General features: G+C 40.9%; 14 protein-coding genes and 1 pseudogene. 7 read left to right on the top strand and 8 right to left on the bottom strand.

Annotated features, from left to right (window positions below; translation table 11 throughout):
- Positions 1–82: 82 nt before the first annotated feature.
- The 3 genes from MHH26_RS02950 to MHH26_RS02960 all read left to right on the top strand — a co-directional run bounded on the left by MHH26_RS02950 (position 83) and on the right by MHH26_RS02960 (position 4228).
- Positions 83–661, top strand: coding sequence for a TetR/AcrR family transcriptional regulator (locus MHH26_RS02950; RefSeq protein ID WP_034620016.1), 579 nt, complete (start codon positions 83–85; stop codon positions 659–661).
- 64 nt (positions 662–725) lie between these two features.
- A complete protein-coding gene (locus MHH26_RS02955) occupies positions 726–3035 on the top strand; it encodes a YhgE/Pip domain-containing protein (protein ID WP_340972258.1) in 2310 nt (769 codons plus the stop codon).
- A 143-nt stretch (positions 3036–3178) separates the two neighbouring features.
- Entirely contained in the window at positions 3179–4228 is a 1050-nt protein-coding gene (locus tag MHH26_RS02960; protein WP_034663552.1) for a M42 family metallopeptidase, read from the top strand.
- A gap of 33 nt (positions 4229–4261) precedes the next feature.
- Here MHH26_RS02960 and MHH26_RS02965 read toward each other — a convergent pair whose 3' ends face one another.
- Both MHH26_RS02965 and yhfH read right to left on the bottom strand, forming a co-directional pair.
- Positions 4262–5551: a cation:dicarboxylate symporter family transporter gene (locus tag MHH26_RS02965; RefSeq protein WP_034663550.1), complete on the bottom strand. Its 1290-nt coding sequence runs from the start codon at positions 5549–5551 to the stop codon at positions 4262–4264.
- A 339-nt stretch (positions 5552–5890) separates the two neighbouring features.
- The gene (yhfH, locus tag MHH26_RS02970; RefSeq protein WP_008359029.1) at positions 5891–6028 is read right to left on the bottom strand and encodes a protein YhfH; all 138 of its coding nucleotides are present in this window, start codon (positions 6026–6028) and stop codon (positions 5891–5893) included.
- A gap of 156 nt (positions 6029–6184) precedes the next feature.
- On the opposite strand from yhfH, the gene MHH26_RS02975 reads away from it, so the two are divergent.
- The 3 genes from MHH26_RS02975 to MHH26_RS02985 all read left to right on the top strand — a co-directional run bounded on the left by MHH26_RS02975 (position 6185) and on the right by MHH26_RS02985 (position 9645).
- Complete coding sequence (locus MHH26_RS02975; RefSeq protein ID WP_307500655.1) at positions 6185–6928, top strand: MBL fold metallo-hydrolase; 744 nt, start codon at positions 6185–6187, stop codon at positions 6926–6928.
- Positions 6929–6930: 2 nt separating this feature from the next.
- Positions 6931–7920 (top strand): lipoate--protein ligase, encoded by a 990-nt coding sequence (locus MHH26_RS02980; RefSeq protein WP_307499408.1) that lies wholly within the window; start codon positions 6931–6933, stop codon positions 7918–7920.
- Between the two features lie 171 nt (positions 7921–8091).
- The gene (locus MHH26_RS02985; RefSeq protein ID WP_340972263.1) at positions 8092–9645 is read left to right on the top strand and encodes a fatty acid--CoA ligase family protein; all 1554 of its coding nucleotides are present in this window, start codon (positions 8092–8094) and stop codon (positions 9643–9645) included.
- 118 nt (positions 9646–9763) lie between these two features.
- Here MHH26_RS02985 and MHH26_RS02990 read toward each other — a convergent pair whose 3' ends face one another.
- A complete protein-coding gene (locus MHH26_RS02990; protein ID WP_340972264.1) occupies positions 9764–10171 on the bottom strand; it encodes a sporulation protein in 408 nt (135 codons plus the stop codon).
- A gap of 177 nt (positions 10172–10348) precedes the next feature.
- On the opposite strand from MHH26_RS02990, the gene MHH26_RS02995 reads away from it, so the two are divergent.
- Positions 10349–11632 (top strand): M48 family metallopeptidase, encoded by a 1284-nt coding sequence (locus MHH26_RS02995; protein WP_340972267.1) that lies wholly within the window; start codon positions 10349–10351, stop codon positions 11630–11632.
- Positions 11633–11677: 45 nt separating this feature from the next.
- On the opposite strand, the gene MHH26_RS03000 is transcribed toward MHH26_RS02995, so the two are convergent.
- From MHH26_RS03000 to MHH26_RS03015, 5 genes and pseudogenes are all read right to left on the bottom strand, one after another.
- Positions 11678–12823, bottom strand: a complete 1146-nt coding sequence (locus MHH26_RS03000) for a serine alkaline protease SapB (protein ID WP_060595933.1) — start codon at positions 12821–12823, stop codon at positions 11678–11680.
- A 386-nt stretch (positions 12824–13209) separates the two neighbouring features.
- Positions 13210–13794, bottom strand: coding sequence for a histidine phosphatase family protein (locus MHH26_RS03005; protein ID WP_307499411.1), 585 nt, complete (start codon positions 13792–13794; stop codon positions 13210–13212).
- A 61-nt stretch (positions 13795–13855) separates the two neighbouring features.
- A complete protein-coding gene (locus tag MHH26_RS19210; protein ID WP_404841025.1) occupies positions 13856–14467 on the bottom strand; it encodes a methyl-accepting chemotaxis protein in 612 nt (203 codons plus the stop codon).
- 144 nt (positions 14468–14611) lie between these two features.
- Positions 14612–15151: pseudogene (locus MHH26_RS19215) on the bottom strand (protoglobin family protein); the annotation flags it as partial.
- A 91-nt stretch (positions 15152–15242) separates the two neighbouring features.
- Positions 15243–16775, bottom strand: coding sequence for an FAD-dependent oxidoreductase (locus MHH26_RS03015; RefSeq protein ID WP_340972271.1), 1533 nt, complete (start codon positions 16773–16775; stop codon positions 15243–15245).
- Positions 16776–16849 lie beyond the last annotated feature (74 nt).

A 16849-nucleotide genomic window follows, 5' to 3' on the forward strand; every position in this document is an offset into this window, starting at 1 on the left:
GCATCCGGGGAAAAGGATATGGTATATTACTTTCTGTACTTAATGACCAAAACGTTCAAATAGTCATTTCGGGAGTGAGATCATGAGTGTTGATAGGAGACAAATGATTTTAGATGGTGCGACGAAGGCATTTACTCAATTCGGGTATAAAGCGACCACAATGGACCTCGTGGCGAAGCTTGCCAACGTCGGGAAAGGTACCATTTATACATTTTTCAAAAACAAAGAAGAGTTGTTCGATGAAATTTTCACATCCCTTTTACTAGAGATGAGGAAAATTGCGGATGAGGCGATTGATGAGAAGAATAGTTTCTCTGAAAACCTTCACTTAGCACTCTTTGCAATTTTAGAATTTCGAAAAAACCACCAGCTCACAATTAAGATTTTTCAGGAAAATGCGGAGCTTGGCACGTCAGCGGTCAAGGAAATGATCGAAAAGATGGAGCAGATGATCATTCGCTATATCAAAATGAAAGTACAAGAAGCGATGGATAAAGGCGACATTAAGCCTTGTGATCCTGAATTGACTGCATTTGTGATGGTGAAATTATATATTGCACTGATTTTTGATTGGGAAAAGCGATACGAGCCTTTAACAAAAGAAGAGGTAGCCGAATCGCTGGAGCTTTATGTCTTAAAAGGACTATCTGCAACAACATAATTTTTTTTGAGTTCATATGACCAAATTTTATATTTAGTCATTCATCTATGGGAGGAAAACAGCAATGAATTTAATTCGGAATCAATGGAAAGACATTGTAACGAGCAAAAAACTACTGATCCCGATTTTAGCTGTCTTATTTATTCCGCTGATTTACAGTGGTGTATTTTTAAAAGCATATTGGGATCCATATGGTACAGTTGATCAACTGCCTGTAGCGGTTGTTAACTTGGATGAAGGCAGTCATTATGACGGGAAAACCCTTCATGTCGGCGATGATTTAGTGAAGGAATTAAAGAAAAACGATAATTTCAAATGGAATTTTGTCGATAGTGAAGAGAAGGCCGTAAAGGGATTAAATAACGAGGATTATTATCTCGTTGTGGAAATACCAAAAGACTTCTCGAAAAATGCAAGTACAGTGTTAGATAAACATCCGAAAAAATCGAATCTGAAATATTATACGAATCCAGGCGCAAACTATGCGGCGTCACAAATTGCGAATAATGCCATTATCAAATTAAAAGATTCGGTTTCAAAGGAAGTCACAAAAAATTACGCCGAGGTCATCTTTGATAACTTCAAAACGATTGCAAAAGGATTAGATCAAGCAAGCGATGGCGCGAAGAAAATTGATGACGGAACAAAAAGCGCAAAAGATGGCAGTACAAAGTTAAAAGACAACTTAGCCAAATTGGCTGAAGGTACGTTAACCTATAGCGAAGGTGTTCATCAGTTCGCAGGGAAAATGGGTGAACTGAACACAGGCATACAGTCTCTAGACAGTGGGCTCGGTCAGCTCTTAACAGGCTATCAAACCATTGATCAGAAATTTGGAGATCTTGGTACAGGAATTGATACATTAACCGAAGGATTAAACACAAGCCGTGAAGGACATCAGCAGCTCGCTTCTAAAATGCCGCAATTCACAGCGGGCATTGAGCAGCTAAACAATAAAGCACAATCCTTTTCAGAAAAAATTACAGCAGTAGAAAAAGTCTTATCGTCACCAGAATTAGCGAATCTTGAAAAGATGGCGCCTAAACTCGATCAGGTGAAAAAAGACGCAAAAACGTTCAGTACAAAACTTGCTTCATTAAAAGAAGCATTATCAAATCGAGATGCTAAAGTAAAAAGCATTATCCAAAACAGCTCCATGACAGATGAAGAGAAAAAGGCGGCAATGGATCAGCTGAACAGTCTGCCTAAAATCGAACTGCCTGATCTGTCTGGACTCGAACAAAGCTTAGCGGCCTTGCAGGAACTGCCTGATGCAAGTGAGGTACAGTCTGCGGTTGCATCTGCAAAAGCTCAGCTGCAGCAAGTCAAACAGCTGCCAAAGAAAACAGAACAGCTGTACACGTCTACAGTCGCGATACAAAATGCGATCGACCAAATGACATCTGGTACGAATAAATTGTATCAAGGTGCATTGAAGCTTCAAACAGGTCAAGGCCAATTACAAGATGGCCTGCAAACAGCAAATGGAAAGCTTGATACGGCGAAAAGCGGAGCGGATAAGCTTGCAAGTGGATCAAGTCAGCTTAGCGCAGCGTTAAATAAGCTAGAAAGTGGTTCAACAAATATCCAAAGCAATACATCTAAGCTTGCCGAAGGCTCAAAATCGCTTGATAAAGGATTGGGAGATTTAAAGAGCGGTACAGGTAAACTGTCCAATAAATTGAAAAGCGCTGCTGATGAAACAGGTGAAATTGATGCAAATCAAGACAATTACAATATGATTGCAAGCCCTGTTAAAACAGAAAACGATACAGCGAAAAAGATTGATAATTATGGAACAGGGCTCACGCCTTATATTTTATCCATGGGACTCTTTGTTGGGGCTCTAATGCTCACCGTTGTATTCCCAATGAAAGACCCTGCTGGACGCCCTAGAAATGCGTTTGAATGGTTTGTCAGCAAATATAGCGTGCTTTTGCTTGTCGGTATCCTGCAAGCAGTCATTGCAAGTACTATGCTCATCTTTGGGCTTGGTCTTGAGGTGGAAAGTCTCTGGCGCTTCTATCTCTTTGCGATCGTCGTCAGTCTGACATTCTTAGCGATTATTCAGCTGCTAGCCACAACAATGGGGAACCCAGGACGCTTCATTGCCGTCATTATCTTAGTTCTTCAGCTCGCAGCAAGTGCTGGTACATTCCCGCTTGAGCTTGTGCCGAAATTCTTCCAAGTCATTCATAGTCTGCTTCCAATGACATATACAATCAATGGATTTAGAACGATCATTGCAAGCGGTGATGACAGCTATTTATGGCACCAAGCAGCGATTCTTGGAACAGTTGCGATCATCATGATGGCGGCAACAACCGCATACTTTGCTTGGAACGTAAGAAAAATGAAACAAGACGAAGCTTAATCAATGAATCCTTTCTCTTGATAGAGGAAGGATTTTTGATTTGAAATTAGACTTCTTGAACCCGAAGCGATATATTTTAAGAAGAGATGCTATAAAAGGCATACATGGAAGGAATTGCTTTCAGACAAAGGAGGAAATGCCGAATGACAACTGAAGTAAACGAAACCGTTCAGCTGATTCAAAAGCTCGTATCGATCCCAAGTCCGTCAGGGAATACAGAAAAGGTGATTGGCTTTGTTGAACGCTTTTTACAGGATGTAAATATTGAGACAAAACGAAATCGAAAGGGCGGCTTAATTGCCACTATTAAAGGAACCGATGATAAGGAACACCGCATGCTGACAGCACATGTCGATACGCTTGGTGCGATGGTAAAGGAGATTAAATCAAATGGACGGCTTCGTCTTGCACTCATTGGAGGCTTTCAGTATAACTCAATCGAAGGTGAATACTGTGAAATTGAAACCGCTTCAGGCCATACATACACAGGAACCATTCTTATGCATCAAACGTCAGTTCATGTCTATGCGGATGCGGGAAAAGCAAAACGAAACCAAGAGAATATGGAGATCCGACTCGATGAAAAGGTGCAAAATGCAGACGATGTCAAAGCACTTGGCATTCAAGTAGGGGACTTTATCTCATTTGATCCTAGAGTGGAAGTGACGTCTTCAGGTTTTATTAAATCAAGACACCTTGATGACAAGGCAAGTGTGGCGCTCTTGCTGCGACTCATCCACCGCATTCAAAAGGAAAACATCACATTGCCGCATACGACGCACTTCTTAATTTCCAATAATGAAGAGATTGGCTACGGTGGAAATTCCAATATTCCAGAAGAAACGGTGGAATACCTCGCTGTCGATATGGGAGCTATCGGCGATGGTCAATCAACAGATGAATACAGTGTGTCTATTTGTGTGAAGGACTCAAGCGGTCCTTATCATTATGGATTACGCAAGCATTTAGCCGCATTAGCAGAGGAGAACAATATTGATTACCGTCTAGATATTTACCCTTATTACGGCTCTGATGCATCAGCAGCCATTAGAGCAGGGTATGATATCATTCATGGACTGATTGGTCCTGGCATAGATTCCTCGCATGCATTTGAACGAACACATGAAGATTCTCTCGTCCATACAGCGAATCTCCTTTATCACTATGTTCAATCAGAATTAATCACGGCATAAAAAAAGAACCCCGATAGATGGGGTTCTTTTTCGTTAGCTTGAAAGCTGTGTCGGTTCAGGTACTTCTTGTCCAGTCATCACGCGATGTCCTTTTTCAGGGTCATATTGTCCTTCCCATTTAGACATCACAACAGCTGCAAGTGCATTTCCTGTTAAGTTAACAACTGTTCGCGCCATATCCATGATACGATCCACACCTGCAATAAATGCAAGACCTTCAGCAGGTACACCGATCGTTCCTAATGTTGCGAGTAATACAACAAAGGAAGTGCCAGGAACGGCAGCCATTCCTTTAGATGTCACCATCAGTACAAGAACAAGTGTGAGCTGCTGGACGATCGTGAGGTCAATGCCATATACCTGTGCAAGGAAAAGCGCCGCAATAGCTTGATACAGTACGGAGCCGTCTAGGTTAAACGTATAACCGATTGGGATAACGAAAGAAACAATTCCCTTCGGACATCCAATGCGCTCCATTTTATCCATGACTCTTGGTAAAACTGTTTCAGAGCTGGATGTACTAAAGGCAAGAAGCATTTCGTCTTTCATGTAAGCAAGAAATCTGAAAATATTGACGCCAATCATCTTTCCAATAATTCCGAATACAACGATAAGGAAGAGAGCGAGCGCAAAATAAACAAGACCTACAAGCTTACCTAATGAAATAAGAGATTCAAGACCAAATTTTGATACAGTCACACCAATGAGTGCGAAGACACCAAATGGTGCAGCTTTCATCACAACATTGACGACATGGAACATGGCGTGTGATACACCTTCGAAGAAGGCGAGCACTGGTTTGCCGCGTTCACCAATGGCTGAAACGCCAAGAGCAAATAACACAGTGAAGAAAATAATCGCAAGCAAATCACCTTCCGCCAATGATTGGAAGAAGTTCGTTGGAACGATATGAAGGAACGTATCAGCAACTGATTTGCTGCTTTGCTCTTTTTCCGTTTCAACATACTGGCTAATATCTTGTTTTTCCGTATTTCCAAAGTCAACGCCTGCACCAGGTTGAACAAAGTTTGCAAGCGCAAGACCAAGAATAATCGCAAATGTTGTGATAATTTCAAAATAAAGAATAGTTCTAAAACCAAGTTTCCCTACTTTTTTACCATCACCGGCACCTGCAACACCTAAAATTAAGCTAGATACGACAATTGGTATAACAATCATCTTAATGAGTCTTAAGAAGAAGTCTCCAATTGGTTTTAAATAAGTCTCAACGCCTGGGTTACCGAAAAAGATTGCCCCAACAACGACACCGAGAATAAGACCGATTAGGATTTGTGTAGCTAATCCAAATTTTAATTTTTTCATAGATTTCCTCCCTAACATATTCATTAAAGGAATATTCCCATCATATTAAGTTTTAATATATGAATTAAAGTATAACTAAAATTAAAGAGGCTCGTCCACGATTAAATTATATTAAGAAAATACAAAATTTTTTGAAAAAATGAACATTTAGAACCTCCTTTATTGATTCAAGTCAATAAAAAGTGTCTTCAGAACTAAAACTCATCATATAAAAATACTAAAAAACCCTTTTAGGACAAGTGTTTTACCTTTTTACCTATTTTTCAGAAAAAATAAAAAGCACTTTTGACTCCAACTGACGATGGAGGAAAAAAGTGCTTTTTAATTCAATTTTTTACCTTATTTAAGATAACTTACTTGTGAGCATTCCTCACATTCATTACCGTAACACTCGTGTTGTTCCATTAAATCATTTCCACATTTTGTGCATTTCTTTGAGGGCAAATTTCTAAAAAACTCAGTGATTTTTCCTAGCATTTGTCATCCTCCTATACGTTTTGTTGCTATTATTGTATTATAACAGATTAATAATTGTCAATCTGTTTTGTAACAATAGGCAAGAAGAATGCTTTTTTCATGAAAAATGGGTATATTGTAAGAAGGGGATTTTTAGAAAAGGAGGGAAAAATGACGATGAAATTAACTGTCATTGGATGCTACGGAGGGTTTCCGGCCGCTGGTGAAGCGACGTCAGGGTACCTTTTTGAATCAGATGGCTTTCGTCTGCTTGTAGACTGCGGGAGCGGTGTTCTTTCCAAACTGCAGCAATACATTGATATAGAAGAACTAGATGCTGTTCTCCTTTCTCATTATCACCACGATCATATTGCGGATATCGGACCACTCCAATATGCGAAGCTAGTGGGATATCATTTAGGAAAAAGCAGCGGTCCGCTTCCGATCTATGGACATACGGGTGATCAAAAAGCATTTGGGCGACTTGCGGATGATGTACATACTAAGGCAGAGGCTTATCAGCCAGAAGAGGGTATTCAAATTGGTCCATTTCAAATTGATTTTTTGAAAACGGTTCATCCGGCAGAATGCTATGCTATGAGAATTCAGGCAGGGGATGCTGTGGTGGTGTATACAGCAGACTCAAGTTATCAGGACGCATTTATCCCATTTAGCAAGGATGCAGATTTACTGATTGCTGAAAGCAATTTTTACGCTGGACAGGACGGATCGGGTGCAGGACATATGAACAGTACAGAGGCGGGCAAGCTTGCAAGGGAAGCAAATGTTGGCGAACTCATCATCACGCATCTGCCCCATTTTGGCCGTCATAAAGACCTAGTCAATGAAGCACAGGCGTTATATACTGGCAATATACAGCTTGCCCATTCAGGGCTTAGATGGAACAAGGAAGGAAGATAGAAATGCTGTTTATCGATAACGAACAACATTATGATCCAATGATTAATTTGGCAATAGAAGAGTATTGCTTAAAATATTTAGATCCTGAAGAAACGTATTTGCTGTTTTACATCAATCAGCCGTCGATTATTATTGGAAAGAACCAAAATACAATCGAAGAAATCAATACGAAGTATGTGGAAGACAACGGCATCAAAATTGTCCGCCGCCTGTCTGGTGGTGGCGCAGTTTATCATGACAAAGGAAACTTAAACTTCAGCTTTATCACAAAAGACGATGGGGACAGCTTCCATAACTTCAAAAAGTTCACCGAGCCAGTCATCAAAGCGCTTGAAAAGCTTGGTGTCAAAGCGGAATTAAGCGGGAGAAATGACATCATGGCAGATGGACGGAAAATTTCTGGAAATGCCCAGTTTGCTACAAGAGGACGTATTTTCAGCCATGGCACGCTGCTATTTGATTCAGAAATCGAACATGTCGTTTCGGCTTTAAATGTGAAAAAAGAAAAGATTGAATCAAAAGGCATTAAATCCATTAGAAGCAGAGTTGCCAATATTAGTGAATTGATGGATCAAAAGATGACAACAGAAGAATTTAGAAAAATTCTTTTAAGCTACATTTTCGATACGAATGGGGATGTCCCTCAATATCAGTTGACTGAGAAGGATTGGGAAAAGATTCACGAGATTTCCCGGGATCGATATCAAAAATGGGAATGGAACTACGGCCGTTCACCGAAATTTAATTTACAGCATTCTAAAAGATTCTCAGCAGGCTCCATTGATCTTCGATTAGAAGTGAAAAAAGGCATCATCCAAGACTGCAAAATCTTTGGTGATTTCTTTGGTGTAGGGGATATTGCTGATATTGAAAAAAGACTCATTGGGCAGCAATATGATCGCAAAACGATCAGCGGCGTATTAGAAGATATGGATATGCGCCACTACTTCGGCAACGTATCAAAAGAGGATTTTCTTGATTTGATTTATTAAAAGGGACAAGCACGGCTAGAGATAGCGGTGCTTTTTTGATTGAAAGAAATGAAAGCGATTCACATTTGATCTTGTGGATTTTTTCGATTGTCTATTATAATAGAAAGGAGGAATGTTTGGCCATAAAATGAATGGCTATTCATTCATTGATGACATGTAAGGGGTGGGAGAATGGATTTGATCAAAAATCTAGAACAGACGGCGATGACGAAAGGAGAAAATATCGCATTGATCTTTGAAGGAAATAAGTGGACCTATCGAGAGCTGATGACAAGTATCGAGCGATTTGCAGATGGAATGGTCAACGAAGGGTTTCAAGCTGGGGATCATATCGCGCTTATTTTAGGAAATTCACCGCATTTTGTCATTTCTTTTTTTGGTGCCTTAAAGGCAGGACTTGTCGTAGTACCAGTCAATCCAACATACACACCTAGTGAAATTGGCTATATGCTGATTACAGGTGATGTAAAAGGGATTGTTGCCCCTGAACAGCTGCTGCCAGTGTACGAGCAGGTGTACGAACAGCTTCCGTCTATTGAACGAGTGATTATTTGTGCAGAAAATGAATCTGCATGCAGATCAAGTTTTAAGGAAGTATCTGATCGTCTTGTCTTCTTTGGAAAGCTTGTGTCTGGTCATGCGAAAGAGAACGTGCATCCTTCTATTCATCAGGACGATACGGCAGTTATTCTATTTACATCTGGCACGACAGGAAAACCAAAGGGTGCGATGCTGACTCATTTCAACCTTTATTCAAATGCCAGAGACGTCGCTGAGTACCTATCCATTGATGAAAAGGACAAGGTCATTGCCGCTTTGCCGATGTTCCACGTATTTTGTTTAACGGTTTGTATGAATGCACCATTGATTCATGGCGCGACCATTTATGTCATGCCGCATTTCAGCCCATCGGAGCTTTTGCGTATGATGGAAAAAGAGAAGCCAACGTTATTTGTTGGTGTTCCGACTATGTATAACTATTTGTACCGCCAGGAAGGGCACGAGGAAGCGATGTCCTCAGTTAGGATTTGTATATCTGGCGGTGCCTCAATGCCTGTTGCCTTACTTCACGGTTTTGAGAAAAAATTTGGTGTCACGGTGCTGGAGGGCTACGGATTATCAGAGGCTTCCCCAGTAACTGCATTCAATCCTCTTGATGGAAAAAGAAAACCCGGTTCAGTTGGGACCGACATTATGAATGTGAAGAATAAGATCGTGAATGAACTGGGAGAAGAAGTCGGTCCAAATGAAGTCGGAGAGCTGATAGCAAAAGGACCAAACATTATGAAAGGCTACTATCAAATGCCAGAAGATACTGAAGCTACACTAAGAGGCGGCTGGCTGTATACCGGTGATTTAGCGAGAAGAGATGAAGAAGGATACATTTATATTGTCGACCGGAAAAAGGATATGATTCTCGTTGGCGGGTATAATGTTTATCCAAGAGAAGTAGAAGAAGTGCTTTATCAACATGAAGCTGTAGCAGAAGCCGTCGTCATCGGTGTGCCAGATCCGAACACCGGAGAAGCTGTCGTCTGTTACATTTCCCCTAAGAAACATGCTCACATCGATCAAGAAGACATCATCACACATTGTTCACGCTTTTTAGCGAAATATAAGCAGCCCCAAACGATCCATTTCATAGATGATATTCCAAAGAACACAACAGGTAAAATTTTAAGAAGAGCACTAAAGGAAAAGTATCAAGCAGAGGAAAGTAAATAAAAAAAGGGAGTCTCTTATGAGGAGGCTCCCTCAGCGTGTAGACAAACCCTCGCATTCAGGTCTGAAAAGGTTTTCTATCGCGCTGAAAAGAAGACAAAGGGCTAAAATAAAGATCATTTTAGCTCTTTTGAATCGCTTCTTTTAACTGTTTCTGAAAAGAATTAGACTGTTTTTGATTCAGTTCATAATAAGTGCCATCTACTAAAAAAACGACCTGTGAACGGCTCGTCCAGAGCTGAAAGGTGGTGCCGTTTGTTCGGCCGTACATCACCTTGGCGATATAATCTGGTTCCTTTAAATTTTTCTTAAGATGATTGCTTGTTTGTTTGCCTTTGTTTAATTCTTCTATTAAATCTTCTACTGTGTCCTTATCATCTATTTCATAAGATATGGACTCGTTTGCAGGTGAAAGCAGCAATTTTTCTGCTCGATTCTCATCAAAGATTTCGCTCGTCCGGCTGAACACATAAAAGAAGGTAATGAGTAAAAGTCCAAAGATCACAACTCCTGCAAGGATTTTCTTCATTTTAATCCTCCAACTCTCTGCTTTATATGTAGCATCTCCGATTTTCGAGTAGCATAATCATTTTTTTCGCGAAAGCTTTTTCAGATGGGGCATGCTATGATGGAGCCACATGAGACAGGTTCTAAACAAAAAAATGGTTGATTAGAATAGAGAGAGGGATGGAAAGGAGGCTGACCAGTGCGAGTACGTAAATGGGTAGCTCTTGCAACGGTAGCTTACATATTGTACGGTCTTTTTATTTATTCTTATTTGTTTCTATTTGGGGATTCATCGGTTCCTGAAAGTGTAAAAGGAACAAGTGCAGATCCGCATACCTTTATGACAAGCCATGAACTTGCCATCAGCGAGAATTTCTCGAACATACGTAATTTGCTGTATTTCATGACAATTCCATTAGATTGGTATGTTTTTTTTCTTCTGCTCATTTCAGGGTTTTCACGAAAAATAGCAGACTGGAGCCTGGCAGCAGCTCGTTTCACATTTTTAAGCAAACTTGTATATGTGTTTGTGCTGTCGCTTTTGACAATGCTGATTTCATTGCCCATTAAGTGGATTGGCTATCAGCTGTCTTTGCACTACGGAGTATCTGCTCAAAGTACGGCAAGCTGGTTTAAAGATCAAATACTGGATTTCTGGATTCAATATCCACTTCTTGCTCTATGTGCTATTGTATTCTTTTGGCTCATTCAAAAAAGAAGAAAGCGTTGGTGGCTGTATGCTTGGTGTTTGACAGTCCCCTTCACGCTATTTCTCTTCTTTATACAGCCGGTCGTCATTGATCCGTTATATAACAATTTTTATCCACTAAAGGATCAAGCTCTTGAGAACAAGATCTTAACGCTTGCAGACAAAGCACATATCCCAGCAGATCATGTATATGAGGTCAATATGTCTGAGAAAACGAATACAATGAATGCTTACGTCACAGGGATTGGTGAAAATAAGCGTATTGTGTTATGGGATACGACACTGCAAAAGCTGAAAGATCGCGAAATTTTATTTATTATGGCACATGAAATGGGACATTACGTCATGAAGCATGTCTATATAGGATTAGCAGGATATCTAGTGCTGTCACTTGCCGGATTTTTTGCGATCGACCGTCTCTATTTTTATTTTTATCAAAAGGGAGCATTTCCATTTCGGCTGAGGCTGTCAAACGACATCGCTGCTCTTCCGCTTCTTCTCATTATCGTATCGATGCTGTCATTTGCAGCTTCACCTTTTACAAATGCAGTTTCAAGACATCAAGAACGAGCAGCTGACGAATATGCGGTAAACCTGACAAAAGACGGAGAGGCAGGGGTGACGTCTTTTCAAAAGCTTGCAAAATCAGGGCTGTCTCAGGTGAATCCACCGCTTTTAGTGAAGGTCTTCCGCTATGGACACCCAACCATGATGGAGAGAATCATGGAGATGGAAAATGCAGCGGAAAAAGAGGAAACGTCGAGGAAGCAATAAACAAATAAAATCCGGCTGGATCAGCCGGATTTTATTCGCGCTTGTTTAGTTAGAAGCCGCTTGAGCGTTGATTAACCCTTTTCCGTAATAGAAGGAGTTACCAAGCGGTGTTGCCGTGTTTTCTAAGCGCTGGCGAACCTGTGAATTTGATAGGTTCGGATTTTTAGAAAGAATAAGCGCTGCTGCTCCTGCTACATGAGGAGACGCCATAGAAGTTCCAGTATAAGATGTGTATCCACTGCTTGGTACTGTACTTAAAATAGAAGTACCAGGTGCAGAAACATCTAATTCAGGACCTGCGCTGGAAGACGAGTTTCTGACATTGCTGCTGTTTACATTGGCAACGGCAATTGTAGAATCATATTTTGCTGGATAGCCAACTGTACTTGTAGAGCCAGTGGAACCTGAATTACCTGCGGCCGCCACAACAACGACTCCGCGGTTATTTGCTGTATCAACGGCATTTTTAAGCGCTGTTGAACCGTTTGGTCCACCTAAGCTCATATTGATGACATCCATGTTATTGGCTACAGCCCATTCAATACCGCTAATGATCCAGCTGTATTGTCCGTCGCCATTGCGGTCTAATACTTTAACAGCATATAGGGAAGCACTTGGAGCGACCCCAAGAACACCAATTGTGTTATCAAGGGCAGCAATGGTTCCGGCTACGTGAGTTCCATGTGATTGAAAGTCTTGGGTGGCATTTGGCTCTGAAGGGACGAAGCTGGCACCGCCTGCAACATTTAAGTCAGGATGTGCAGCGTGGATTCCAGTATCAAGGACAGCTACTTTGACATTAGCACCTTTATAACCTTGAGCGTGTACAGCTGGAGCTTTGATTTGAGGGATTCCATAAGGGACGGTTTGTGCATATGCTTCTGCTTTGTGGTCTTCTTCTACGTAAGCAATGCTAGGGTCATGTTCAAGTTTTTTTGCGGCTTGTTCGGACATCTTTACTTGTGCGGCATTAATAAGACGATATTGCTTTTCTAGTTTTCCGCCATTTTGAGTGACGGCTTGTTTCTTAGAGCTGTTTGTGGTGGCAGAGGCTTTAAAGCCAACAATATAGCTCTTTTCACTATCTGACTTTGAGACCGTCTCGGCATTTGCCATGGAGCCTCCAAACCCTGCTGAAAACAGAAGAGGGACAGCCAATAAAACACTTGTCATTACATTTTTCTTTTTCACGCACAATCCACATCCCTTTTTTCTTATTTCAGAATAATCATTCGTAGTCTATAAGAATGATTCGTTTGATTATTCTGTATATTCAGTTTAAGGGAAGTAGGCAAATAAGAGTAGACCCGAATTTTTGTGAAAGTCCTAGCGAAAATTGGGGAATTAAGTCACTTGGAAACGTTGGGAAAATATGTTTGTTCTACTGTTTCAGCGGTTATCTATTAGAAAGGAAGTGTGCTTTTTTTCTTATGATCCATTTTCGGACAAATATTCGATACCCGAAAAGCCTTAAAATAGGTAGAAGCGTCTAGCATCTATTTCGAATTTCGATATAAAAAAATATTATTTTTTTTGTTTTTGTCATTTAAAAAGAACCTGTTACAATAACAGGTTCTTTAAGAAGGGGAGTATTGAGTTAAATGGCTGACCACGTTGTAATCAAGGACCTTCCATTCACCATCTTTCCATTCCATATAATTTAAGCAAGCATTGACAAGTCTCGTGTTCTCTAGACCCAGATGTTCATCCGCTAAGGTGGTAAGTAAAGCATGGATAGCAGCGCCGTGTGCCACGATCAGGACTTGTTGATTTGGATAGGCTGCTCTGACTTTCTCAATGCCTTCTACCATTCGATCTTGAATCGCCTCAAGCGGCTCCATGTTTGGATACTGTTTATCTGGAAACAGCTTTTGGCGCTCCTCAAACGACATGCCTTCAGCGTCACCATAATCACGTTCAATGAAATCATCCATGATGACAAGAGGCGCATCTACATGTTTTAAAATCAAGTGAGCCGTTTCTTTTGCCCTTGTGAGTGGACTGGAAATGACAACATCCCAATGGGCATTCTTTAAGTAAAGTCCCGTTTGTTCAGCCTGCCATTTACCAGTGTCGTTTAAAGGGATATCTGTTCGCCCTTGAATTCGTTTCGCTGCATTCCAATCTGTTTCCCCGTGTCTGACTAGGCAAATTGTTGTCAAGCAAATCCCGCCTTTTCTATCTTTTCTTCTATTATACTAAAGCAGAAGAAAAAAGACTGGATCAGCGATTTGTGAGACTTGTTAAGGATTCGACTGAGCTGGCAACTTGGGACACCGTTTGTTTGACTTCCTTCAATTCGTTAAGGAATGTTTGAAGGTCGATTTCAATTTTTCCATTTTGGTTTTTACTTAAGTTCATGCTGCTGACGATATCATCGAAGAGCGAATTGATTTGAGTCATTTTTTCTTTACTGTCTGTCACGAGTAAATTCACGTCCCCAATGTGCTGAGACACAATGGAGATTTGTGAATTGGTATTGTTGACGAGTTCAGACACGGTTGAAACCGTTTTCTTTGTGTCCTCTGACAATTTACGAACCTCGTTTGCGACGACAGCAAAGCCTTTACCATGTTCACCAGCTCGTGCAGATTCGATTGAGGCATTTAAAGATAACAAATTCGTCTGCTCTGCAATGCCTGTGACAATCCCAAAGATTTGTTCAATCTGTTTGGCGATTTCTTCTAAACGCTTAATTTCTGTTTCAATCTTTGTCATGCTGCCATCAATTTGGTTCATTTGTGTTTGTTGAATTTCTAATTCTTTTTTACCGCCGATCGATTTTTCCTCGACCTGTGCTGAAATTTGCGTTCCAGCTTGCGACATGTCCGCCATCTCATCAGATTTTGATACAAGCTTGTCCACTGCATTTGTTGTGTTTGAGAAGAGAGAAGCAAGCGAATTTGATGTTTCTGTGATTTTTGTATGAAGCTCCTGCTGCTGCTGTTCTGCTTCATCACGAATTTTAGAATATTCATTTTGGAATGTATCCAGGACAAGCTGCTGCTCTAAATTTAAGATTTTCGTCGTCGCTTTGACTGCTGTCTGATATTCTTTGAAATCTTGGATATGCTGAGCAAATAAATCCATAATCGATAGCAGAAGATCCTGGAATGCTGCCATATACCATTTAGGCTGGAGGCCAATCCGTAAATGAACTTGCGCAATTTTAATTCGTTTTGCCACATAGGCTTCATCAACCACACCTGCAAACATTTCACTAATATGAATGCGGAGTGTTTTTTTCAAACGTTCAACAGAACTATTATCTTGAATGATATGCATCAAGGAAGATTCGACTTCTAAATTTTTATAAAATTTATCAACGATATGTGCAATATCCTCCTGAACAATTGGATTGAGCTGTTTTAGAATAAAGAGGTCATGCTGCGTCAGGTCTATCATTTTGATTTGTTTCGCGATATCCGTATTGTTTAAAAAGTTGATTCGTTTTATCCCATCATCCTGCTGTGTGAAAAAAGCAGTGTTTTTTCTTTTCGTCTCTTTTTTAAATAACAATGTTTTGGTCCCCCCATAATTATCACAAATTATCAGACTTTATATTATTTATCGGATAATATTGGATTTTTTAAAGGGAAACAGTAAAATTTTACTGTTCTTTATAAGACCTTTTTAGTGGTTTCTTTGCTGGGCCTTCTACTACCTCTCCAGTAATGGAAAAACGTGAACCGTGACACGGGCAATCCCAAGTGCGGTCGCTATTATTCCAAGCGACTTCACAGCCTAGGTGAGTACACGTTGTATCCACAAGAAAGATATTCCCGTCCTCTGATTTAAAGGCGCCGCATTTTTTATGTTCGTAAGATACAATGCCGCCTTCGCCTGGCTTTAAATCATCAATTGTTTGATCGGTTCGTTTTAATTTACCACTGATCAGCTTGGCAGCGACATTGCTGTTTTCTTTAATAAAATCTTTGACGAAAGAGTCAGAAACAGGTCTTGATGGCGTAAAAATCGATTCGTATGGATTCGATTTTCCCTCAATTAAATCACCGATAAGAGTGGCTGCGACATGGCTTGTCGTCATGCCCCATTTTCTAAAACCGGTCGCAACGAAGATATTTTGGTGGTGTTTGGTCAGGCGGCCAATGTAAGGGATTTGATCCATTGTGACCATATCGTGTGTCGACCAGCGATACAGCACCTCTTCAATTCCAAGGGTGGCGTCTCCAAACCTTTCTAATCCTTCATAGTGAGCAGATTCATCCCCGCCTTGTCCAGTTTTATGGCCTTCTCCTCCGATGAGAACCACTTCCTCACCATGCCATTCTGCGGTTCTTAAAGAATGAGCAGGCTGGTCGATTCCTAAATACATCCCGTCTGGGAGCGGCTTCGTTGTTTTGGCTGCTACCACATAAGATTGCTCTGGGTGAATTCGCGTGAAATAAAGACCTTTCCCATCATAAAAAGGAAAGTGCGAACAGGAAATGATATAGCGTCCTGTCAGGTGATGGCCGTCTTTTGTGACGACAGCAGGGCGGTTTCCTTCTTTCACGTCAACAGCGGTAGTCTGTTCAAAAATACGTACACCTCGCTCTAGGAGCTGGTCGATTAGTGCATTTAGATAATGAAGGGGATGAAACTGTGCCTGCTGCGTCATTGCTAGGGCAGCTTTGATGCCAGCATCAAAAGGAAGCGCTGTTTTCCATTCTCGGTCAATTCCAAGCTGTTTGTAGGCATCTAATTCCTTCTTTAACTTTTTTACACCGCTTTCTTCCTTTGTATAAAGGTACGCATCTTTGACTTCTAGCTGACAATCGATGTCGTACTCTTTGACACGAGTTTGAATCAGCTCTTTTGCTTTCTCGTTTGCTTCTACATACAATCGAGCTTTGGGCATGCCAATTTGCTGAATCAGCTCATGGTAGTACACATCGTGCTGTGAGGTAATCTTAGCTGTCGTATGTCCGGTCGTACCTTGCAGCAGTTGATCGGCATCAATGAGGATGACATCCAGCCCGCGCTCTATCATTTCAAACGCAGTAGCGATACCGGTAATACCGCCGCCAACAATGATGACATCTGCTGTGAGATCCTCATGTACAGCAGGAAAAGAATGCTTCTGACTTTCTGCTATCCATAACGATTTTGCCTGTTCCGATCCTTTATGTTCTTGTTTCATGTTGTCGCCTCCAGTTAGTGACTTGTTGTGTATAATTTTTCCACAATGATGAAAATCATACATTCGTAAGGAAA

The sequence above is a fragment of the Bacillus sp. FSL K6-2839 genome (assembly GCF_038003365.1).
In the GTDB taxonomy this organism is placed as follows: Bacteria; Bacillota; Bacilli; order Bacillales; family Bacillaceae; genus Bacillus.